The organism is Kitasatospora viridis (assembly GCF_007829815.1).
GTDB classification, from domain to species: Bacteria; Actinomycetota; Actinomycetes; order Streptomycetales; family Streptomycetaceae; genus Kitasatospora; species Kitasatospora viridis.
In genome coordinates this window covers 2,924,909-2,946,784 of record NZ_VIWT01000001.1, presented here as the reverse complement: position 1 = coordinate 2,946,784, position 21,876 = coordinate 2,924,909, and the positions used below count along the sequence as shown (strand labels likewise).

General features: G+C 72.1%; 20 protein-coding genes. 11 read left to right on the top strand and 9 right to left on the bottom strand.

What is annotated here, in order from left to right:
* Nucleotides 1-163 precede the first annotated feature (163 nt).
* The 5 genes from FHX73_RS13145 to trxA all read left to right on the top strand — a co-directional run bounded on the left by FHX73_RS13145 (nt 164) and on the right by trxA (nt 5,680).
* Nucleotides 164-2,398 carry a serine/threonine protein kinase gene (locus FHX73_RS13145; protein WP_246213500.1) on the top strand — a complete coding sequence of 745 codons (2,235 nt, stop codon included), beginning with the start codon at nt 164-166 and terminating at the stop codon, nt 2,396-2,398.
* A 32-nt stretch (nt 2,399-2,430) separates the two neighbouring features.
* Complete coding sequence (gene sigM / locus FHX73_RS13140; protein WP_145905182.1) at nt 2,431-3,267, top strand: RNA polymerase sigma factor SigM; 837 nt, start codon at nt 2,431-2,433, stop codon at nt 3,265-3,267.
* Nucleotides 3,264-4,142: an anti-sigma factor family protein gene (locus tag FHX73_RS13135; RefSeq protein WP_145905181.1), complete on the top strand. Its 879-nt coding sequence runs from the start codon at nt 3,264-3,266 to the stop codon at nt 4,140-4,142. The genes sigM and FHX73_RS13135 overlap by 4 nt, the downstream gene beginning before the upstream one ends.
* 138 nt (nt 4,143-4,280) lie before the next feature.
* On the top strand, nt 4,281-5,261 hold the full coding sequence (gene trxB, locus FHX73_RS13130; protein WP_145905180.1) for a thioredoxin-disulfide reductase: 981 nt from the start codon (nt 4,281-4,283) through the stop codon (nt 5,259-5,261).
* Between the two features lie 92 nt (nt 5,262-5,353).
* Nucleotides 5,354-5,680, top strand: coding sequence for a thioredoxin (trxA, locus tag FHX73_RS13125; RefSeq protein WP_145905179.1), 327 nt, complete (start codon nt 5,354-5,356; stop codon nt 5,678-5,680).
* A gap of 70 nt (nt 5,681-5,750) precedes the next feature.
* Here the strand turns inward: trxA and FHX73_RS13120 are convergent, their stop codons facing one another.
* From FHX73_RS13120 to rpmH, 9 genes are all read right to left on the bottom strand, one after another.
* Nucleotides 5,751-6,371 (bottom strand): GNAT family N-acetyltransferase, encoded by a 621-nt coding sequence (locus FHX73_RS13120; RefSeq protein WP_145905178.1) that lies wholly within the window; start codon nt 6,369-6,371, stop codon nt 5,751-5,753.
* Between the two features lie 133 nt (nt 6,372-6,504).
* The gene (locus tag FHX73_RS13115) at nt 6,505-7,584 is read right to left on the bottom strand and encodes a ParB/RepB/Spo0J family partition protein (protein ID WP_145905177.1); all 1,080 of its coding nucleotides are present in this window, start codon (nt 7,582-7,584) and stop codon (nt 6,505-6,507) included.
* On the bottom strand, nt 7,581-8,588 hold the full coding sequence (locus FHX73_RS13110; RefSeq protein WP_145905176.1) for a ParA family protein: 1,008 nt from the start codon (nt 8,586-8,588) through the stop codon (nt 7,581-7,583). The genes FHX73_RS13115 and FHX73_RS13110 overlap by 4 nt, the downstream gene beginning before the upstream one ends.
* Before the next feature lie 199 nt (nt 8,589-8,787).
* Nucleotides 8,788-9,558 carry a 16S rRNA (guanine(527)-N(7))-methyltransferase RsmG gene (rsmG, locus tag FHX73_RS13105; protein WP_145905175.1) on the bottom strand — a complete coding sequence of 257 codons (771 nt, stop codon included), beginning with the start codon at nt 9,556-9,558 and terminating at the stop codon, nt 8,788-8,790.
* A gap of 169 nt (nt 9,559-9,727) precedes the next feature.
* Nucleotides 9,728-10,261 carry a Jag family protein gene (locus tag FHX73_RS13100; protein WP_145905174.1) on the bottom strand — a complete coding sequence of 178 codons (534 nt, stop codon included), beginning with the start codon at nt 10,259-10,261 and terminating at the stop codon, nt 9,728-9,730.
* 86 nt (nt 10,262-10,347) lie between these two features.
* On the bottom strand, nt 10,348-11,541 hold the full coding sequence (gene yidC / locus FHX73_RS13095; protein ID WP_145905173.1) for a membrane protein insertase YidC: 1,194 nt from the start codon (nt 11,539-11,541) through the stop codon (nt 10,348-10,350).
* A 3-nt stretch (nt 11,542-11,544) separates the two neighbouring features.
* On the bottom strand, nt 11,545-11,865 hold the full coding sequence (gene yidD / locus FHX73_RS13090) for a membrane protein insertion efficiency factor YidD (RefSeq protein WP_145905172.1): 321 nt from the start codon (nt 11,863-11,865) through the stop codon (nt 11,545-11,547).
* A complete protein-coding gene (gene rnpA / locus FHX73_RS13085) occupies nt 11,862-12,299 on the bottom strand; it encodes a ribonuclease P protein component (RefSeq protein WP_145905171.1) in 438 nt (145 codons plus the stop codon). The genes yidD and rnpA overlap by 4 nt, the downstream gene beginning before the upstream one ends.
* A 19-nt stretch (nt 12,300-12,318) precedes the next feature.
* Complete coding sequence (gene rpmH / locus FHX73_RS13080; RefSeq protein WP_145791958.1) at nt 12,319-12,456, bottom strand: 50S ribosomal protein L34; 138 nt, start codon at nt 12,454-12,456, stop codon at nt 12,319-12,321.
* A gap of 374 nt (nt 12,457-12,830) precedes the next feature.
* On the opposite strand from rpmH, the gene dnaA reads away from it, so the two are divergent.
* The 6 genes from dnaA (at nt 12,831) to gyrB (ending at nt 21,861) form a co-directional block, all read left to right on the top strand.
* Complete coding sequence (dnaA, locus tag FHX73_RS13075; RefSeq protein WP_145905170.1) at nt 12,831-14,732, top strand: chromosomal replication initiator protein DnaA; 1,902 nt, start codon at nt 12,831-12,833, stop codon at nt 14,730-14,732.
* Nucleotides 14,733-15,651: 919 nt separating this feature from the next.
* Nucleotides 15,652-16,782 carry a DNA polymerase III subunit beta gene (dnaN, locus tag FHX73_RS13070; RefSeq protein WP_145905169.1) on the top strand — a complete coding sequence of 377 codons (1,131 nt, stop codon included), beginning with the start codon at nt 15,652-15,654 and terminating at the stop codon, nt 16,780-16,782.
* Between the two features lie 128 nt (nt 16,783-16,910).
* Nucleotides 16,911-17,786: a phosphogluconate dehydrogenase (NAD(+)-dependent, decarboxylating) gene (gene gnd, locus FHX73_RS13065; protein WP_145905168.1), complete on the top strand. Its 876-nt coding sequence runs from the start codon at nt 16,911-16,913 to the stop codon at nt 17,784-17,786.
* A gap of 67 nt (nt 17,787-17,853) precedes the next feature.
* Nucleotides 17,854-18,984: a DNA replication/repair protein RecF gene (recF, locus tag FHX73_RS13060; protein WP_145905167.1), complete on the top strand. Its 1,131-nt coding sequence runs from the start codon at nt 17,854-17,856 to the stop codon at nt 18,982-18,984.
* A 67-nt stretch (nt 18,985-19,051) separates the two neighbouring features.
* Nucleotides 19,052-19,564 (top strand): DciA family protein, encoded by a 513-nt coding sequence (locus tag FHX73_RS13055; RefSeq protein ID WP_145905166.1) that lies wholly within the window; start codon nt 19,052-19,054, stop codon nt 19,562-19,564.
* Between the two features lie 272 nt (nt 19,565-19,836).
* Entirely contained in the window at nt 19,837-21,861 is a 2,025-nt protein-coding gene (gene gyrB, locus FHX73_RS13050) for a DNA topoisomerase (ATP-hydrolyzing) subunit B (RefSeq protein ID WP_246213499.1), read from the top strand.
* The last annotated feature ends 15 nt before the right edge of the window (nt 21,862-21,876 follow it).

The following is a 21,876-nucleotide window of genomic DNA, read 5'->3' as shown; positions in this document are numbered from 1 at the left end:
GATGGCCGCATCAGCGGTCGTACTCCGGTGGGAAGAGTGGGCACAATTGTCTTCGAACGACTGGGACCGCGGTCACCGCGGCCCCGGGTCCTCGCCTGTCCTCCTTCCGGGAGGCGCACGGTGAGGGCGCCGTACCGGGCGCTATTTGGGGAGGCAGACGACGGTGGCTGATCGCACCACGGATCGCACCAGGGCAGCCGTCGACGCATCAGCTGCCGAGCCGGCCGCCGAGGTCACCGCGGCGCTGCCGGCCGCGGAGGCCACCTCCGAGCTGACCGTGCCGCTGGCGGTCGCCGAGGCGACGGCCGAGCTGACCGTGCCGCTGACCGGACTGAACGGGGCCCGCCCGCGCAAGGACCCGAAGCCCGCGGCCAAGGCGCCCGCCAAGGCGTCCGGCAAGGCGCCCGCCAAGGCGTCCGGCAAGGCGCCCGCCAAGGCGCCGGCCAGGACGGCCGCCAAGGCCCCGGGCAAGACCACTGCAGCGCCGGCTGACGAACCGTCCGCCACGCCGACGGCACCCGCGAAGACCACCGCGAAGCGCAAGGCGCCCGCGAAGGCAGCGGGGGAGACGACGACCGAGGCCACCGGGGAGATCACCGCGCCGCTCTCCACCGCCGAGATCGCCGCCGCGCTGGCCGAGCCTTCCGCCCGGGCCGACGAGCCGGTGGAGCCCGCTGACGCCACCTCACCCGAACAACCTGAGGAGCCCGAGAAGCCGGCCTCGGCCGAGCCCGCCGGGGGAACGGATCCGGCCACCACCGAGCCCGGCGACTCCGCCGAGCCCGACCCGCTGCCCGGTCAACTCCCGGTCCCGGCGCGGGAGAGCGGCGACCGGATCGCCGGCCGCTACCGGCTGGACGAGTGCTTCACCCAGACCGAGGCCTTCAGCAGCTGGCGCGCGGTGGACGAGAAGCTGCGCCGCGCGGTCGGCGTGCACCTGCTCGCGGCCGGCAACCGGCGCGCCGACGAGGTGGTGGCCGCCGCCCGGTCCGCCGCGCTGCTCGGCGACCCCCGGTTCGTCCAGGTGCTCGACGCCGTCCAGGAGGGCGAACTGGTCTACGTGGTCCGGGAGTGGCTGCCCGACGCCACCGACCTGGCCACCCTGCTGGCCGACGGCCCGCTGGAGCCGTACGAGGCGTACCAGATGGTGCGTCAGGTCACCGAGGCGATCGCCGCCGCGCACCGCGCCGGCCGCTCGCACCTGCGGCTGACCCCGCGCGCCGTGCTGCGCACCGACACCGGCCAGTACCGGATCAACGGCGTCGCGGTGGACGCGGCGCTGCGCGGGGGACCGGCACCGGCCGACCGCGCGGCGGCCGAGCTGGCCGACACCCGGGCGATCGGCGACCTGCTCTACGCGGCGCTCACCCACCGCTGGCCGCACCCCGAGGACCGGTACAAGCTGACCGGCCTGCCCGGGGACGACGTGCCGCCGCCCACCGAGCTGCGCGCGCAGGCCCACCCGGAGCTCGCCGAGCTGGCCGCCCGGATCCTCTGCGAGACCGGGTCCGAGCGGCTCTCCTCGCCCGCCGCACTGGCCAAGGCGATCGGGGCGCTGCCCCGGATCCGCCAGCCCGCCGGCGGCTCGGCCGCCGGCTCCTCCGCCCACCGCTACCCCGCTCCCGGGCAGACGGTCGGACGCACCCCGGCCGCGGCGCCGGCCACCGTCCGGATCCCCGCCGCCGCGCCGGCCCAGGTGCCGCCCCGGCCCCGGCCGCCGCAGCCGAACCCCGGCTACCGCCCGGGGCCGGCCCGGCCGCCGCAGCGCGCCCCGCGACGGGCCGCCAAGGTGCTCCGCTGGACCGTCTCGGTGGTGCTGCTGGCCGCGATCGGCTACGGCTCCTGGCAGTTGGCCGGCAAGCTCGGCGCGACCTCCAGCGGCACCCAGGCGCTCAGCAGCAGCGGCGCGGGCGGCCGCTCCAGCGCCCCGGCCAGCCCGCTCGCGCCGACCCCGCTGCCGATCACCAACGTCACCTCGTTCAACCCGTCCGGCACCACCCAGAACGTGCACGGGAACACCCTGCCGCTCACCCACGACGGCGACCCGACCACCGCCTGGTCCACCGAGAGCTACGACGACGACCTGACGGCCATGAAGCACGGCACCGGCCTGATCGTGGACCTGGGCGCGGTCAAGTCGGTCAACTCGGTCGAGGTGCTCTTCCTCGGCGGGACGACCGGCGTGGAGCTGCGCGTGCCCACCGCGACCGGGGACGCCCTGCCGACCCAGCTCACCGACTTCGGCCAGCCGATCGCCACCGCCTCCAGCACCGACGCGCAGTTCAAGCTCGCCGGCCCGGTTCACACCCGTTACCTCTTGATCTGGCTGACCAGCCTCCCCAAGGATGACAGCGGCAAGTACCGCGGCCAGGTGGCCGAGATCAAGGTGGCCGGCTGAGCCCGCCGGCCCAGCCCGGAGAGGTGTGGGGCATGGCAGGACCGGCGCGACCCGAGCCCGACCCGGTGGCTCTCCCCCCGGCCGGCGCGGCGCCGCAGGCGGAGCCGGACGACGCCGAGCTGCTCGCCCGGCACGTCGCCGGCGACCGGGCCGCCTTCGGCGTCCTGGTGGCCCGCCACCGGGACCGGCTCTGGGCGGTCGCGGTGCGCACCCTGGGCGACCGTGAGGAGGCCGCCGACGCGCTGCAGGACGCCCTGGTCTCCGCGCTCCGCTCGGCGCACACCTTCCAGGGCCGCTCCGCGGTCACCACCTGGCTGCACCGCATCGTGGTGAACGCCTGTCTGGACCGGGCCCGCCGGGCCGCCGTCCGCCGGGCCGACTCGCTGGACGCGCCGACCGGGGCCGACCACGACCGCCCGGCGCTGGACTCGCTGGTACCGCCCGCCGAGCCGGCCGAGGCCCAGGTGCTCCGCCGCGAGCTGGGCCGCGAGGTCTCGGCCGCGCTGGCCGAGCTGCCGCCCGACCAGCGGGCCGTCCTGGTGCTGGTCGACATGCAGGGCTACCCGGTGGCCGAGGCGGCCGAGGTGCTGGGCGTCCCGGTGGGCACGGTGAAGAGCCGCTGCGCCCGGGGCCGGGCCCGGCTGCTCCCGCTGCTGCGCCACCTGCGCTCCGGTCCCGAGGACCCGCCGCCGCAGGCCGCGGTACCGGGTGGCGGTGTTCCACACGGCGGTGTTTCACGTGAAACGGCGCCACGTGAAACACCGCACCGCCGGGACCCGGGGAACCCGAACCGCCCCGGGCCCGTCCCATCCCCGGACCCCGACCGCCACGAGCCGACCCTGGAAGAAGGAGGTGCGACGAGCCGATGACCACCCCATCGCCCCACGAGTCGTCGGCCGACCCGCGCCACCCCTCGGTCGAGCAGCTCGCCGACCTGGCCGAGGACCTGCTGCCCGCGGACCGGGCCGCGGCGGTCCGCACCCACCTGGCCGACTGCCCCGAGTGCGCCGACACCACGGCCGCCCTGACGGAGCTGACCGCGCTGCTCGCCGCCGACCCGATCGAGCCGATGCCGCAGGAGGTGGCCCGGCGGATCGACGCCGCGCTGGCGGCCGCCCAGCCGTCGACGCCCACCGCGCCGATCACCCCGCCCACGCCCGCCGCGCCGACCGTCCCGGGCGCTCCCGCCGCACCCCTCTCCCCCGGCGCCCCGCCGGCCCGGGCCGACCGCAGCACCCGGGCGGCCGGCCGCCCGGGCCGCCGGCGCCGGTTCGTGCTGGCCGCCGCCGCCTGCCTGGCGGTGTTCGGCCTGGGCGGCGGCCTGCTGCTCTCCCAGCAGTCCGCCTCGCGCCCGGCCGCCTCGGCCGTGTCCACCAGCACCCCGGACACCGCCACCCACCCGGCCGCGGGCACGAAGCCGACCGGCCCGGAGTTCACCGCGGCCGGTCTGCCGGACCAGGTCCGCGCCCTGCTCCGGCCGTCCGCCCTGGTCCAGCCGCACACCACCACCGAGCAGGGCGAGACCGGCAACCTCCCGCCCGACTGCGTCCAGCTGGCGATCCCCGCCCACCAGGGCGAGGTGCCGCTGCTGACCGCGCACGGCAGCTACCAGGGCAGCGCGGTGGACGTCTACGTCTTCCGGGCCGCCGGCGATCCGGAGAGCCTGGACGCGTACCTGGTCGCCCCGGGCTGCTCCACCGCCCCGGCCGTCGTCGAGCTGCACCAGCAGGTCCCCGCGCACTGACCGGCGCCGCCGTACCGGACCGCCTGGTGCACGCGGTGCCGGGAATGCGCCAGACTGGTGAGCCGTTGTCCGGGGCGGCGGACCACCGCCGCCGCCCACCCCCGCTGGCGCGGGTCGCGATGCCAACCAGGAGATGCAGTGAGCGACGTCCGTAACGTGATCATCATCGGTTCCGGTCCGTCCGGTTACACGGCAGCGCTCTACACGGCGCGGGCCTCCCTGAAGCCGCTGGTCTTCGAGGGCGCGGTGACGGCCGGCGGTGCCCTGATGAACACCACCGAGGTGGAGAACTTCCCCGGCTTCCGCGACGGCATCATGGGCCCGGAGCTGATGGACAACATGCGGGGGCAGGCCGAGCGCTTCGGCGCCGAGCTGGTCCCGGACGACATCGTCTCGGTCGACCTGACCGGCGAGATCAAGACCGTCACCGACTCCGAGGGCACCGTGCACCGGGCCCGCGCGGTGATCATCGCCACCGGTTCGCAGCACCGCAAGCTCGGCCTGCCGCGCGAGGACGCGCTCTCCGGCCGCGGCGTCTCCTGGTGCGCCACCTGCGACGGCTTCTTCTTCAAGGACCAGGACATCGCCGTGGTCGGCGGCGGCGACACCGCGCTGGAGGAGGCGACCTTCCTCTCCCGGTTCGCCAAGACCGTCACCGTCGTGCACCGCCGTGGCGAGCTGCGCGCCTCCAAGGCGATGCAGGAGCGCGCCTTCGCCGACCCGAAGATCACCTTCGCCTGGGACAGCGCGGTCGAGGAGATCCACGGCGACCCGAAGCTCACCGGCATCACCCTGCGCGACACCACCACCGGCGAGCTGCGCGAGCTGCCGGTCACCGGCCTGTTCATCGCGATCGGCCACGACCCGCGCACCGAGCTGTTCGCCGGCCAGCTGGAGCTGGACGCCGAGGGCTACCTCAAGGTGGACGCCCCGAGCACCCGCACCAACGTCTCCGGCGTCTTCGCCGCGGGCGACGTGGTGGACCACACCTACCGCCAGGCGATCACCGCCGCCGGCACCGGCTGCTCCGCCGCGCTGGACGCCGAGCGCTTCCTGGCCCACCTGGCCCACGCCCAGCAGGAGAACGACGAGCAGGAGCCGGCCGCCGTCGCGGTCTGATCCCTCGGAACCACCGGCGGGCGGAAACAACGCGGCGCCCGCCGGCGTTGAACACCACTGCAGCAGCCGAACAACGAACCCTAGGAGATCCCGTGGCCGGCGCCACCATCACCGTGACTGACGCGAGCTTCGACGCCGACGTCCTGAAGAGCGAGAAGCCCGTCCTCGTGGACTTCTGGGCGACCTGGTGCGGCCCGTGCCGCCAGGTGGCCCCGGTCCTGGAGGCCATCGCCGATGAGCACAAGGACAAGCTGACCGTCGCCAAGGTCGACGTCGACGCCAACCCGGCCACCGCCGCCCAGTACGGCGTGGTGTCCATCCCGACCCTGAACGTCTACGTCAAGGGCGAGCTGGTCAAGAGCATCGTCGGCGCCAAGCCGAAGGCCGCGCTGCTCCGCGACCTCGAAGGCATCATCTAGTCCCAGTGCGGGGACGACGAAGGGGCGGGCCGTTCGGCCCGCCCCTTCGTCGTCCCCGGGTGACGGCGGCTCAGAACGGCCGCAGCGCGGGCTCCTTGGGCGCGCCGCCGAGCAGCCGCTCCAGCGCGGCCGGCCGGCGCCAGGAGAGCGTGTTCCTGGCCTCCAGGCGCAGCCTGGGGTAGCGGTGGTGCGGTCGCACCGTCTTGAAACCCACCGCCAGCAGGTGCTCGGCCGGCAGCAGGCAGCTCGGCCGCTCCTTGCCACTCGCTCCGGTCACCCCGATCGCCTCGATCGCCCGGACCTCCCGCCGCAGCAGGTCCTTCGCGGTCGCCTGCACCAGCACCCGGCCCAGCCCCTGTCCCTGGAACGGCGGCAGCACCCGGCTGATCATCAGCTGAACCGCATCGGGCGAGACCGGGCTGGTCGGGAAGGACTGCGAGCGCGGCACGTAGGCCGGCGGGGCGTACAGCACGAACCCGGCCGGTTGCTCGTCCACGTAGGCGATCCGCCCGCAGGACCCCCACTCCAGCAGCACCGCGGAGATCCACCCCTCCTTCTCCGCCTCCGACTTGCCCGCCTCCACCGCCGCCCGCCCGCTCACCGGGTCCAGCTCCCAGAACACGCAGGAGCGGCAGGGCCCGGGCAGGTCCGCGAGATTGTCCAGCGTCAGCGGGACGATCCTGCGACCCATCCAGCACACCTCCTCGTTCGGTTCCTCCCCCTGGCGGCCCGGACCAATCCGCTCCGGTCCGCCAACACCTCCAACGACTGTGGGTGCATGTTTCACGTGAAACATGCACCCACAGCTGGTTCGCCGGCCTCGCTCAGCCGTTCAGGCGCAACCCGTCCTCACCCGGCGCGAGGCTGTCCAGGATCCGGTTCAAGTCCTCCACCGAGGCGAACTCCAGCACCACCTTGCCCTTGCCCAGCTTGCCGTTGCGCTGCGAGACCTCGACCTTGACCCGGGTGTCGAAGCGGTCGGAGAGTCGGCCCGCCAGGTCGTTGAAGGCCGGCGAGAGCAGCTTGCCGGCCTTCGGCGCGGCGGACTTCTTCGGCTGCTCCGCCGACTCGCTCATCAGCGAGGCGAGCTCCTCGGTGGTCCGCACCGAGAGGCCCTCGGCGACGATCCGCACGGCCAGCGCGTCCTGCTGCTCGGGGTCCACCACTCGCAGCAGCGCCCGGGCGTGACCAGCAGTCAGCACCCCGGCGGCCACCCGCCGCTGCACCGCCGCCGACAACTTCAGCAGCCGCAGCGTGTTGGTGACGTGCTCCCGGGAGCGCCCGATCCGGTCGGCCAGGGCGTGCTGGGTGCAGCCGAAGTCCTTCAGCAGCTGGTCGTAGGCGGCCGCCTCCTCCAGCGGGTTGAGCTCCGCCCGGTGGAGGTTCTCCAGCAGCGCGTCCAGCAGCAGCTTGTCGTCCTCGGTGGCCCGGACGATCGCCGGGATCCGCTCCAGCCCGGCCTCCTGGGAGGCCCGCCAGCGGCGCTCACCCATGATCAGCTCGTAGCGCTCGGCGGCAACCTGACGGACCACCACCGGCTGGAGCAGGCCCACCTCCTTGATGGAGGCGACCAGCTCGGCGAGCTTGTCCTGGTCGAAGACCTCACGCGGCTGCCGCGGGTTCGGCGTGATCGAGTCCAGCGGAAGCTCGGCGAACCGCGCCCCGGCCACCGGAGCGAGCTCCGCCGCCGCCTGCTCCACCGCCTTCTCCGCCACCGTGCCACGGCCGGGCGGGGGCAGCAGCGGCACCGCGCTGGGGGAGACGGTGCCGACGGCGGCCAGTCCCACCGCTCCGCCGGCCGGCCGCGCCGGAGCCGGCGCGACCGCACCCGCCCGTCCCGCCGATCCGGCGGCCGGCGGGATCAGCGCCCCGAGCCCCTTGCCCAGACCCCTGCGACCACTCACCGATTGCCCTCCATCGTGCTCTGCTCTGCCAACGGCCCCGCCTGGGCGCCGATCGTGTGCCGCCCCACGGCGCCCAGCGCCTCGGCCGCCGCCTGCTCCACCGCGGTCGGCGGTGCGGTGTCCAGCCCGACCGCCCGCAGCGCCAGCTCCCGGGCCGCCTCCAGGTAGGAGAGCGCACCGGTGGATCCGGGGTCGTAGGTCAGTACCGTCTGCCCGTAGCTCGGGGCTTCGGAGATCCGCACCGAGCGCGGGATCGCGGTCCGCAGCACCTCGGTGGAGAAGTGGTTGCGCACCTCCTCCGCCACCTGGGCGGCCAGCCTGGTCCGGGCGTCGTACATGGTGAGCAGGATGGTCGAGACGTGCAGCGCCGGGTTGAGGTGCGCCCGCACCAGTTCCACGTTGCGCAGCAGCTGCCCCAGCCCCTCCAGCGCGTAGTACTCGCACTGGATCGGGATCATCACTTCCTGACCGGCCACCAGGGCGTTGACCGTCAGCAGACCCAGCGAGGGCGGACAGTCGATCAGGATGTAGTCCAGCGGCTGCTCGTACGCCGCGATCGCCCGCTGCAGCCGGCTCTCCCGGGCCACCAGCGAGACCAGCTCGATCTCCGCACCGGCCAGGTCGATGGTGGCCGGCACGCAGAACAGGCCCTCCACCTCCACGACCGGCTGCACCACGTCCGCCAGCGGCTTGCCCTCCACCAGCACGTCGTAGATCGACGGCACCTCGGCGTGGTGGTCGATCCCCAGCGCGGTGGAGGCGTTGCCCTGCGGGTCCAGGTCGATCACCAGGACGCGCAGTCCGTGCATCGCCAGCGAGGCGGCCATGTTGACGGTGCTGGTGGTCTTCCCCACCCCGCCCTTCTGGTTGGCCACCACGATCACCCGGGTCGCCGGCGGCCTCGGCAGGCCCTCGCCCGCCCGCCCCAGCGCCTGGACCGCGGCCTGCGCCGCGCGCGCGATGGGGGTGTCATCGATCTGGTCGATGGTGTCCGACTCCTGCATGGGAGCCAGTGTTTCACGTGAAACCGGAGCGGCAACAGTCGCCGCCCGGCCCCGACCGAGGATGCCCGAGAGCAGAGAGCGACGTTTCACGTGAAACACCATGCCCGCTATGTCGGAAATCTGACGGCGCGACACTCCGAAGGCAGCAAAGAGCCCCTGGCCGCACCCAGTGCGACCAGGGGCTTCCCGCGGAACGCGGTCAGCGCCGGCGGCGACCACCGCCGCGCGGGTCCCCCGCGCGGCCCGTGGAGCGCCCGGCCCGGGCGGCCCGGGCTCGCCGGTTCGCCCCCTTCACTCCACCGGGGCTCTCCCCAGCCTTCACCTGGACGACCCGGGTCGCGGCACCCAGCGCGGCCTCGCCGACCGGCAGCACCGCGAACTCCACCGCACCCAACTTGGCCAGCGCCGACCGGGATTCGGCCAGCTCCTGCTCCGCGGTGTCGCCCTTGAGCGCCAGCATCTGGCCGTACGGACGCAGCAGCGGCATCCCCCAGCCGGCCAGCCGCTCCAGCGGAGCCACCGCCCGCGCGGTGACGAACTCCACCGCGATCTCGCCGACCATCTCCTCGGCCCGACCGCGCACCACCGTCACGTTCTTCAGGCCGAGCTCCCGCACCACCTCCTCCAGGAAGTTGGTGCGGCGCAGCAGCGGCTCCAGCAGCGTGACCGAGAGGTCGGGCCGGGCCAGCGCCACCGGAATGCCGGGCAGGCCGGCTCCCGAACCCACGTCGCAGAGCGAGGCGTTCTCGGGCAGCAGCTCCGCCAGCACCGCGCAGTTGAGCACGTGCCGGTCCCAGAGCCGGGGCACCTCCCGGGGACCGATCAGGCCGCGCTGCACCCCGGCGGAGGCCAGCAGCTCCGCGTACCGCTGCGCGGCCGGGAAGTTCTCCCCGAAGATCTCCCGGGCCACCGAGGGCGCCTCGGGCAGGGCCTGGGCACCTTCCTCGGGAGCCGCACTCTCCGTCGCCATCTCAGTCTCTCCGCTCAGAGGTTTCACGTGAAACATTCCCAGCCATTGTCCGATGCCCCGCCCCCGCCGGCACAGTACGAATGAGGACCCCGCCCGCACCGGCCGTGCGAGCGAGGTCCTCAGTGTCCTCGGCGGTCGCTTCCACGACCGCCCGGTCCCGGTCCGCCGATCAGCTCGCCAGGACGACGACGCAGCGCTGCGGCTCCTCGCCCTCCGACTCGCTGCGCAGGCCGGCCGCCGCGACCGCGTCGTGCACCACCTTGCGCTCGAACGGCGTCATCGGCCGCAGCTTCACCGACTCGCCGGTCCGCTTGGCCTCCTCGGCCGCCTTGGCGCCCAGCTCGGCCAGCTCGGCCCGCTTGCGCGCCCGGAAGCCCGCGATGTCCAGCATCAGCCGGCTGCGCTCACCGGTCTCCCGGTGCACCGCGAGCCGGGTCAGCTCCTGCAGCGCCTCCAGCACCTCGCCGTCCTGGCCCACCAGCCGGTGCAGGCTGCGGTCGTTGCCGTCACCGACGATGGAGACCAGCGCCCGGTCGCCCTCGACGTCCATGTCGATGTCGCCGTCCAGGTCGGCGATGTCCAGCAGGCCTTCCAGGTAGTCGGCCGCGATCTCGCCCTCCTGCTCCAGGCGGGCTTCCAGGGTCTCCGAGTCGGCCGCCGCGGCCGCCTCGGACTCGGCGGCGGAGGTGGTGCCTTCCGTCACGGGAGGGACTCCTTCTTGGGTGATACGGGCCCGGCGAACGGGCTGCGAACGACGATCGGACAGGCTCCGAGCCAACCGGCGCGGCGCTAGGACTTCTTCTTCGGCCGCTGGCCGCCCTGCTGCGGACCGCGCTTGGCAGCGCCGCCCGGCTTGGCCGCCGGGCGCTTGGCGCTCCCGCCGGAGCTGCGACCCGCACCCTGACCGGTGGGCACCGCGTCCTGCGGCTCGGCCTTCGAGGTCTCCGCCTCGGCCACCGCGGCGGCCTCGCCCGAGTCGTCCGGCGTGGTCTGCGGAGCCTTGGCCAGCCCGGTGTGCGCCTGGCGCTGCGACTTGGTCTGCTTGCGCGGCTGCTGCCGGCGCACCTGCACCGACTCCTCGACCAGCGCGGCCGCCTGCTGCTGGGCCGCCGGGGCCTTGCCACCGCGGAGGAAGCCGAACGGGCCGCCGCCGGTCTTGATCTCCGTGCCGTCCGGGTTCAGCCGGCCGGCCGCCTTCAGCCGGGCCTGCCGCTCGTCCCAGGCCTTGGAGCCCGGCGTCGGGTTGTTGCGGATGACGATCAGCTGCTGGCCCATCGACCAGACGTTGGTGGTGAGCCAGTAGACCAGCACACCGACCGGGAAGTTGATGCCCATCACGGCGAACATCACCGGGAAGACGTACATCAGCATCTTCTGCTGCTGCATGAACGGCGTCTTGACCGAGAGGTCCACGTTCTTGGTCATCAGCTGGCGCTGGGTGATGAACTGCGACAGCGACATCATCACGATCATCACCGCGGTGACGATCTTGACGTTCAGCGCACCGGTGTGGACGAAGGTGGCCGACAGCGGAGCACCGAAGATGTGCGCCTGTCCCGCGCTCGCCAGCAGCGAGCCGTTGATGACGCCGATCTCCTTGTTGTGCGCGACCGAGCTCAGCACCCCGTACAGGGCGGTGAAGAACGGCATCTGCACCAGGATCGGGAGACAGCTCGAGAAGGGGTTGGTGCCCGCCTCCTTGTAGAGCTTCATCATCTCTTCGGACTGGCGCTGCTTGTCGTTCTTGTAGCGCTCCTGGATGGCCTTCATCTTCGGCTGGATGGCCTGCATGGCCCGGGTCGACTTGATCTGCTTCACGAAGAGCGGGATCAGGCAGATCCGGATCACGACCACCATCGAGGCGATGGACAGGCCCCAGGCCCACCCACCGTTCGGGTCGAAGACGTGGCTGTACAGCGAGTGGAACTGGACGATGATCCAGGACACCGCTGTGTAGAGGGGGTTCAGGAAGGACCAGGTCACCGGTCAGACTCCTTGAGCATTGGGCTTGGTCGTCGGCTCCGGGAGCGCGGCGCTACCGGTGGTCCTGGACTGCACCAGCGCACGCAGGCGCTGGTGCCAGACGGGACGCTTGCGCGGCGGTACGTGGTCCACTCCACCCGGGGACCATGGGTTGCAGCGCAGGATGCGCCAAGCGGTCAGCACGGAGCCCTTCACGGCGCCGTGCACCCGCACCGCCTCGTACCCGTAGTGCGAGCACGAGGGGTAGTAGCGGCAGACCGGTCCGAGCAGCGGACTGATCGTCCACTGGTAGAGCCTGATCAGCCCCATCAGCAGGTACTTCATCGCCCTGATCCTGTCGGCCCTGATCCGGTCGCTGCGGCCGGATCCGTCCGGAGCAACCGCTTCAGTGCGGCATCCAGGTCATGTGCAAGATCCGAGTACGAGGCCTCCGCCGCCGTGGGCAGCGCCCGTACCACTATCAGGCTACCTGCGGGCAGCGCGACCAGACGTTCCCGGACCAGGTGACGAAGCCGACGCTTCACCAGGTTGCGCACCACGGCCGGGCCGACTGCCTTGCTCACGACGAAACCCGCACGCACCGAGGGAAGTCCCTCGGTGGCGTGCGGGTGGGAGTCGCTGTGCTCGTCGACCTGCCCCGCCGACTGGTCCGCCCATCTCAGGTGGACCACCAGCAGGGGCCGTCCGGCCCGGCGACCGCGTTTCACCGCGGTCGCGAAGTCCTGGCGCCGCCGCAGCCGATTTTCGGAGGGCAGCACTGCAGACCCTGGACGCGGATCAGGCGGAGATGCTGGAGCGGCCCTTGCCACGGCGGGCCGCCAGGATGGCGCGGCCGGCGCGGGTCCGCATCCGCAGCCGGAAGCCGTGGGTCTTGGCGCGACGACGGTTGTTCGGCTGGAAGGTGCGCTTGCTCACTCGGGGGCTCCTGGGGTGAATCGTAGGGTGACGAGTTGCGGGTTGGCCGTCACCGTGCGTCCGCGCGATCTCCCCTCATATCCGGGAAATCCGGCCCGAATCCCCAGGTCCGCTGGGTCTCGGGCAATCCACGGCGCCCGTGCTGCGCGCCATCTGGAAGCGGGGTGACCCGCGGGCATGCGGCAGCGGCCATCGACAACTCGACCTGGTTACGGTACGCGGCGGGGCACCCGAGGGTCAAACCGGCTGCCCCGTGGCCATTAACCCACAGCCTGTGGACAACAACTTGAATCAGCTCTGTCCGCTGACTACCGTTGCAGGACTTGTCTGGTTTTGTTCATCCCCCCGACGGGGGAACGAGAAAGCGTGCACCAGTGGCTGATGTCAACAGCGACCTCGCCCCCGCCTGGGCGGAGGTCGTCGAGCGGCTGGTCAACGACACCTCGGTGGGGGACAAGGACAAGGTCTGGGTGCAGCGCACCCAGCCGATGTGGATGATGCACGACACCGCCCTGCTGGCCGCCCCGAACGAGTGGGCGAAGCAGGTGCTGGAGGGCCGGCTGCTGCCGCAGCTGACCGAGGAGCTGAGCCGGCTGTTCGGCCGCCCGGTCCGGATCGCGGTGATGGTGGACGCCAACGCCGCGCCGCCGGTCGCGCCCGCGGCTCCGGCTCCGCCCCGCCCGGCCGAGCCGGAGCCCGACCCCGGTTACCGAGAGCCGTCCGGCTACCAGGACTACCCCTCCTACGAGGAGCGCCGCCCGTCCGGCGGGTACCCCCAGCAGGGCGGCTACGGCGACTACCAGTACCAGGACCAGGGCTATCCGGGCCAGGGCTACCAGCAGCCCGGCGGTTACCAGGAGCAGCAGCCGTACCAGTACCGCGACTGGGAGCCCGAGCCGGAGCGCGGCCCCGGGCCGCCGCCCGGCCGGCCCGCCCAGGGCGACCTGTTCGGCGGCGCCTACGACGCGGCCGAGTCGGAGCCGCGCGGTCGCGTCCCCGGCCGCGGCATGCCGCCGCTGCGCCGCGACCTGCCGCCGAACGCGTTGCGCGGGCTGCCCGGTGGCGGCCGCCAGCTCGGCGAGCCGCAGGGCGGCTCCGAGCGGCACGGCCCGGACCAGCCCGAGCCCGCCGACCGCCCCGGTGGCGGCGGACCGCCCGAGCGGGTGGCCGACCGCACCCCGGTGGCCGGGGTGCCGGCCCCGCCCGGCGGGCCCTCCGGCGATCCGGTCCGCAAGGACGAGCCGGCCGCCCGGCTGAACCCCAAGTACCTGTTCGACACCTTCGTGATCGGCGCCAGCAACCGGTTCGCGCACGCCGCCGCGGTGGCCGTCGCCGAGGCCCCGGCCAAGGCCTACAACCCGCTCTTCATCTACGGCGAGTCGGGCCTGGGCAAGACCCACCTGCTGCACGCGATCGGCCACTACTCGCGCAGCCTCTTCCCGGGCACCCGGGTGCGGTACGTGAGCTCGGAGGAGTTCACCAACGAGTTCATCAACTCCATCCGGGACGGCAAGGCGGACGCGTTCCGCAAGCGCTACCGCGACATGGACATCCTGCTGGTGGACGACATCCAGTTCCTGGCGAGCAAGGAGTCGACCCAGGAGGAGTTCTTCCACACCTTCAACAGCCTGCACAACGCGAACAAGCAGATCGTGCTCTCCTCGGACCGGCCGCCCCGGCTGCTGACCACCCTGGAGGACCGGCTGCGCAACCGCTTCGAGTGGGGGCTGATCACCGACGTCACCCCGCCCGAGCTGGAGACCCGGATCGCGATCCTGCGCAAGAAGGCGATCCAGGAGCGGCTCAACGCCCCTGCGGACGTGCTGGAGTTCATCGCCTCCCGGATCACCCGCAACATCCGCGAGCTGGAGGGGGCGCTGATCCGGGTCACCGCGTTCGCCAACCTGAACCGCTCGCCGGTGGACCTGGAGCTGGCCGGGATCGTCCTGAAGGACCTGATCCCGGGCGGTGACGAGGACGCCGGGCCGGAGATCACCGCCCAGGTGATCATGCAGCAGACGGCGGCCTACTTCGGGCTATCGGTCGAGGACCTGTGCGGCTCCTCGCGCAGCCGGGTGCTGGCGACGGCCCGTCAGATCGCCATGTACCTGTGCCGGGAGCTCACCGACCTGTCGCTGCCGAAGATCGGTGCGCAGTTCGGCGGCCGGGACCACACCACGGTGATGCACGCCGACCGGAAGATCCGCTCACTGATGGCCGAGCGCCGCTCGCTCTACAACCAGGTCACCGAGCTCACCAACCGCATCAAGAGCTGACGACCCCGCAGAACCGCGCCCAGGGCCGGTGGACGACCGTTTTCGGTCGGCCACCGGCCCTTTTCGGCTACCCGGTGGAGTGCGGGTGTAGAGCGCGCCGGCCGGGGAAGGTTCCTCGCTGACGCTCCGACAGTCTCCGGGCCACCTCGCACAACTGAGCATCGATTCGAACAGTGCGGGCCCGTCGAGCCGTTCTCCACAGGACTGTTGGCCATTCGGCCGTCCACAGGGTGGGGACCTCGGAGTTATCCAGAATTCCTCCACAGGGCCCGCGCGGCTACGCTCTTCGGCGCAGGTCAGACCCCTGTGGACTTGTGCACAACAGTTATCCACAGGGTGTGGACAGTTGGGGGCCTGTCAGCGGGCCGGAAAAGTTGTCCACCGGCTGTCCCCAGGCATGGGCCGGTTATCCCCAGCTTCTCCACAGCGATGTCCACTGTTCGACAACTGACGGACCAGGTTCATCGGCCGGTGTGAAAGCCGTCACGTGATGTTGACCCACCCGTCGTGGATAACCCGGGGAAAACCTGGGGAAGGCCCTGGGGAAAACCTGTGGATACCCAGCGTGCCCTGTGGGTAACGCTCCGCCGTCCACAGCGGGCCCTGGTTATCCACCGGCGCCCTCCACAGGCGATGTGGACAAAAAACCGGCGCTGAGCTGCGCAAACGGGGTTATCCACGGTATCCACAGGCCCTACTACTACCGCTACACCTAGAGACCCCCCGAATCGCTCAACAGCGGGGCGGGCCGAAATCTGTGGACAAGCCGTTCCGACACTTGTTCCCCCGACTTGCACCGAGCGGCGTGAAGTGTCCGTGGAGTGCGTCAGACTGTCCTAGGCAACTGAACACCGGCCGACTGACAGCGGCGGCCGACGAAGATCAGCAAGCGACAGCAGGACCCAGGAGGCGGTTACCGGTGAAGTTCCGGGTGGAGCGTGACGTTCTCGCGGAGGCGGTGGCCTGGGCGGCCCGCAGCCTCCCGGCACGGCCGCCGGTGCCGGTGCTGGCCGGCCTGCTGCTCACCGCCCAGGAGGGCTCGCTGGCGCTCTCCGGGTTCGACTACGAGGTCTCGGCCCGGGTCGAGCTGGAGGCGGACGTCGAGGAGCCGGGCACCGTGCTGGTCTCCGGCCGGCTGCTCAACGACATCTCCCGCAACCTGCCCAACCGCCCGGTGGAGATCTCCACCGACGGCATGCGGGTCAGCGTGGTCTGCGGCAGCTCCCGCTTCACCCTGCCGACCCTGCCGGTGGACGAGTACCCGTCGCTGCCCCAGATGCCCACCGCGACCGGCACCGTGCCCGGCGACCTGTTCGCCACCGCGGTCAGCCAGGCGGCCGTCGCCGCCGGCCGGGACGACACCCTGCCGGTGCTCACCGGCGTCCGGGTGGAGATCGAGGGCGACCGGATCACCCTGGCCGCGACCGACCGCTACCGGTTCGCCGTCCGCGAGCTGCTGTGGAAGCCCGAGCAGCCGGACATCTCCGCCGTCGCGCTGGTCCCGGCCCGCACCCTGCAGGACATCGCCAAGTCGCTGGGCAGCGGCGACAGCGTCTCGATCGCGCTCTCCTCCGGCGGCGCCGGCGAGGGCCTGATCGGCTTCGAGGGCAACGGCCGACGCACCACCACCCGGCTGCTGGAGGGCGAGTTCCCCAAGTTCCGCAGCCTCTTCCCGACCGAGTTCAGCGCGATCGCCGCGGTCCAGACCCAGCCCTTCCTGGAGGCGCTCAAGCGCGTCTCCCTGGTGGCCGAGCGGAACACCCCGGTGCGGCTCAACTTCGAGCAGGGCGTGCTGACCCTGGAGGCCGGCTCCGGCGACGACGCCCAGGCCACCGAGCGGATCGACGCGGACCTGGAGGGCGACGACATCTCGATCGCCTTCAACCCGGGCTACCTGGAGGAGGGCCTCAAGGCGGTGGACGCCGCCTACGCCCAGCTGTCCTTCACCACCTCGACCAAGCCGGCCCTGCTCTCCGGCAAGCCCTCGGTGGACGCCGAGGCCGACGAGGCCTACCAGTACCTGATCATGCCGGTCCGGCTCTCCGGCTGACCTGCCGTCCTGACGAGGCGCGGGTGTCCACAGGTGGTCCACACCCTGTGGACACCCGCGCGGCGTAGGCTCTTGACCCGCGGCAACGGCGCCGCCGTCAGGCACGACACCACAGGTAAGGACTTGTCATGGAGCTCGGCCTCATCGGTCTCGGCAAGATGGGCGGCAACATGCGCGAGCGCATCCGCCGCGCCGGCCACACCGTCATCGGCTACGACCGCAACCCCGACCTCGCCGACGTCGCCAGCGTGCCCGAGCTGGTCAACAAGCTCCAGGCCCCGCGCGTGGTCTGGGTGATGGTTCCGGCCGGCGAGCCCACCCAGCAGACCATCGAGGAGCTGGCCGAGCAGCTGCTGCCCGGCGACATCGTGGTGGACGGCGGCAACTCCCGCTGGACCGACGACGAGAAGCACGCCGAGCTGCTGGCCGCCAAGGGCATCGGCTTCGTCGACTGCGGCGTCTCCGGCGGCGTCTGGGGCCTGCAGAACGGCTACGCGCTGATGTACGGCGGCGAGGACGAGCACATCGCCCGGGTCCAGCCGATCTTCGACGCGCTCAAGCCGGAGGGCGAGTTCGGCGCCGTGCACGCCGGCAAGGCGGGCGCCGGCCACTTCGCCAAGATGGTCCACAACGGCATCGAGTACGCCATGATGCAGGCCTACGCCGAGGGTTGGGAGCTGCTGGAGGCGGTGGACAGCGTGACCGACGTCCGGGAGATCTTCCGCTCCTGGAAGGAGGGCACGGTGATCCGCTCCTGGCTGCTCGACCTGGCGGTGGACGCGCTGGACAAGGACGAGCACCTGGCCAAGCTCAAGGGCTTCGCGGCCGACTCCGGCGAGGGCCGGTGGACCGTCGAGGCCGCGATCGACCACGCCGTTCCGCTGCCGGCGATCACCGCCTCGCTGTTCGCCCGGTTCGCCTCCCGCCAGGACGACTCCCCGCAGATGAAGATGATCGCCGCGCTGCGCAACGAGTTCGGCGGCCACGCGGTCGAGTCCAAGTAGTTCCAGTGGTTCCGGCAGTTCCAGTAGTCCACAGGCTGTAGACAGAAGGCGGGCGCAGTACCTCCCCATGCATGTCGCGCACCTGTCGCTCGCCGACTTCCGCTCGTACGCCCGGGCCGAGGTTCCCCTCGACCCGGGCGTGACCGCGTTCGTGGGCCCCAACGGCCAGGGGAAGACCAACCTGGTCGAGGCGGTCGGCTACCTGGCCACCCTGGGCAGCCACCGGGTGGCCACCGACGCCCCGCTGGTCCGCCAGGGGGCCGAGCGGGCGGTGGTCCGCGGCTCGGTCGAGGACCGCGGCCGGACCACCCTGATCGAGCTGGAGATCACTCCGGGCAAGGCCAACCGGGCCCGGATCAACCGCTCCGACAACGTCCGCCCGAAGGACGTGCTGGGGCTGCTGCGGACCGTGCTGTTCGCCCCCGAGGACCTGGCCCTGGTGAAGGGCGACCCGGGGGAGCGCCGCCGGTTCCTGGACGAGCTGCTGACCGCCCGGGCGCCCCGGCTGGCCGGTGTGCGGTCCGACTACGAGCGGGTGCTCAAGCAGCGCAACGCCCTGCTGAAGACCGCCGCGATGGCCCGGCGGTCCGGCGGCCGGGGCTCCGACCTGTCCACCCTGGAGGTCTGGGACGGCCACCTGGCCCGGGCCGGCGCCGAGCTGACGGCCTTTCGGCTGCAGCTGGTGGCGGCGCTGCGGCCGCTGGTCGCCGAGGCCTACGAGCGGCTGGCGCCGGGCGGCGGGCCGACCGAGCTGGAGTACCGGGCCTCCGCCTTCGAGGGGGAGCCGCCGGCCAGCCGGGAGGAGGCCGAGCAGCGGCTGCTGGCCTCCCTCCAGGCGGTGCGCAAGCAGGAGACCGACCGCGGCCTGACCCTGGTCGGCCCGCACCGGGACGAGCTGGGGCTGCTGCTCGGCCCCCTGCCGGCCAAGGGCTACGCCAGCCACGGCGAGTCCTGGTCCTTCGCGCTGGCCCTGCGGCTGGCCTCCTACGAGCTGCTCCGGGCCGACGGCGGCGAGCCGGTGCTGGTGCTGGACGACGTCTTCGCCGAGCTGGACGCCCGCCGCCGGGACCAGCTGGCCGAGCTGGTGGCCGGCGGCGAGCAGGTGCTGGTCACCGCGGCGGTGCCGGAGGACGTGCCGAAGGCGCTGGCCGGCGCGCGGTACGCGGTGTCGGGCGGCGAGGTCACCCGGCTCCAGTAGCAAGGAAGGTCCGGCCGAGTCGTACCCTGGTCTGTCCACAGCCTGGGGAAGAAGGAGCGCACCGCCGATGGGCGAGGAACGAGAGCTCTCCGGCGTCGACCTGGCCCGGGTCGCGCTGCGGGCGGCCAAGGAGCAGGCCCGCCAGCGCGGTGAGCAGGTGCGCGAGAAGCGCGAGGCGAAGCGGCACGGGCTGCGCAGCGGGGCCCGCGCGGACGGCCGTGACCCGGTGCCGCTGGGGGCCGCGCTCAATCGTTTGATCACGGAGCGTGGCTGGGAGGCGCCGGCCGCGGTGGCCGGGGTGATGGGCCGCTGGCCGCAGATCGTCGGCCCGGACATCGCCGCGCACTGCGCCCCGGAGCACTTCGACGAGGCCGAGGCGATCCTGACGGTGCGTTGTGACTCCACCGCCTGGGCCACTCAGTTGCGTTTGCTGGCACGGCAGTTGGTCGCCCGGTTGAACCACGAGCTGGGGCACGGCACGGTCCGGGTGATCCGGGTGCTCGGGCCGGCGACCGCGCAGCGGCGGTACGGCCGGCTGCGCGCGCCGGGCAGCCAGGGTCCGCGCGACACCTGGGGCTGACGCCGTCGGGCCCGCCGGTCGGGGAAGCGGTCTTGACGGAGCGCACACTTCCGGAACCGCTGACGGCCGGTGTGAAGCCGCTGAGCCCCCCAGGCGAGTATCGGGACATGTGCGGAGGGGATTCGGGGCGGTGAATCCGCCTTCAGGGCCTGCCAAACGCCCATCTATGTCAGTGGTACCGGTAGACTGAGAGTCAAACACTGCCGCTTGCGGTAACTGAGTCGAAACGCCGTGGTCGCACGCTCGCCCGAATCCGGGCGGGGATGCGGCCCGTGTTGTGCCAGAGAGGGCGCTTCGTGGCCGATTCCGGCGAGTCCAGCCAGTCCCCCGTCCCCACCGACCCGTCCACCGGGAAGGCCTACGACGCCAGCGCCATCCAGGTGCTGGAGGGCCTCGACGCCGTCCGCAAGCGCCCGGGCATGTACATCGGTTCCACCGGTGAGCGCGGTCTGCACCACCTGGTCCAGGAGGTCGTGGACAACGCCGTCGACGAGGCCATGGCCGGTCACGCCGACACCATCGACGTCACGATCCTGGCCGACGGCGGCATCCGGGTCATCGACAACGGCCGCGGCATCCCGGTCGGCATCGTGCCCGGCCAGGACAAGCCCGCCGTCGAGGTGGTGCTCACCGTGCTGCACGCCGGCGGCAAGTTCGGCGGCGGCGGCTACGCCGTCTCCGGCGGTCTGCACGGCGTCGGCGTCTCGGTGGTGAACGCGCTCTCCACCCGGCTCGCGGTGGAGATCCACACCGACGGCCACCGGTGGACCCAGGAATACAAGATGGGTGCCCCGACCGCGGCGCTGGTCCAGCACGAGGCCACCGACCGGACCGGCACCAGCGTGACCTTCTGGGCCGACGGCGACATCTTCGAGACCACCGTCTACTCCTTCGAGACGCTGGCCCGCCGGTTCAAGGAGATGGCCTTCCTCAACAAGGGCCTGACCATCCGGCTGACCGACGAGCGCCCCGAGCACATCGACGACGAGGGCAAGCCGGTCTCGATCACCTACTTCTACGAGGGCGGCATCGCCGACTTCGTGCAGGACCTCAACTCCCGCAAGGGCGACGTGATCCACCCCTCGGTGATCGACTTCGAGGCGGAGGACAAGGAGAAGGCGATCGCGGTCGAGGTCGCCATGCAGTGGAACGCCTCCTACACCGAGGGCGTCTACTCCTTCGTCAACACCATCCACACGCACGGCGGCGGTACCCACGAGGAGGGCTTCCGCGCGGCGCTGACCGGCCTGGTCAACCGCTACGCGCGGGAGAAGAAGCTGCTCCGGGAGAAGGACGAGAACCTCTCCGGCGAGGACATCCGCGAGGGCCTGACCGCGGTCATCTCGGTCAAGATCGGCGAGCCGCAGTTCGAGGGCCAGACCAAGGACAAGCTCGGCAACACCGAGGCCAAGACCTTCGTCCAGCGCGTCGTGCACGAGCAGCTGAACGACTGGCTGGACCGCAACCCGAACGAGGCCGCGGACATCATCCGCAAGTCCATCACCGCGGCCACCGCGCGGATGGCGGCCCGCAAGGCCCGCGACCTGACCCGCCGCAAGGGCCTGCTGGAGAGCGCCTCGCTGCCCGGCAAGCTGAGCGACTGCCAGTCCAAGGACCCGGCCGAGTGCGAGATCTTCATCGTCGAGGGTGACTCCGCCGGCGGCTCCGCCAAGCAGGGCCGCGACCCGCGGGTGCAGGCCATCCTGCCGATCCGCGGCAAGATCCTGAACGTCGAGAAGGCGCGGATCGACAAGGTGCTGCAGAACACCGAGGTCCAGGCGCTGATCTCGGCCTTCGGCTGCGGCATCCAGGAGGACTACGACGAGTCCAAGCTGCGGTACCACAAGATCGTCCTGATGGCCGACGCCGACGTGGACGGGCAGCACATCCGGACCCTGCTGCTCACCCTGCTGTTCCGCTTCATGCGCCCGCTGGTCGAGGCCGGCTACGTCTACCTGGCGATGCCGCCGCTGTACAAGATCAAGTGGGGCAAGGACGACTTCGAGTACGTCTACTCCGACCGCGAGCGCGACGCCGTGATCGAGGCGGGCGTTTCGGCCGGCCGCCGGCTGCCGAAGGACGACGCGATCCAGCGCTTCAAGGGTCTGGGCGAGATGAACGCCGAGGAGCTGCGGATCACCACCATGGACGCCGCACACCGCCTGCTCCAGCAGATCACCCTGGAGGACGCGGCCCGCGCCGACGACCTCTTCTCGGTCCTGATGGGCGAGGACGTCGAGGCCCGCCGCTCGTTCATCCAGCGCAACGCCAAGGACGTCCGCTTCCTGGACGTGTGACGAGCAGTCTGCTCC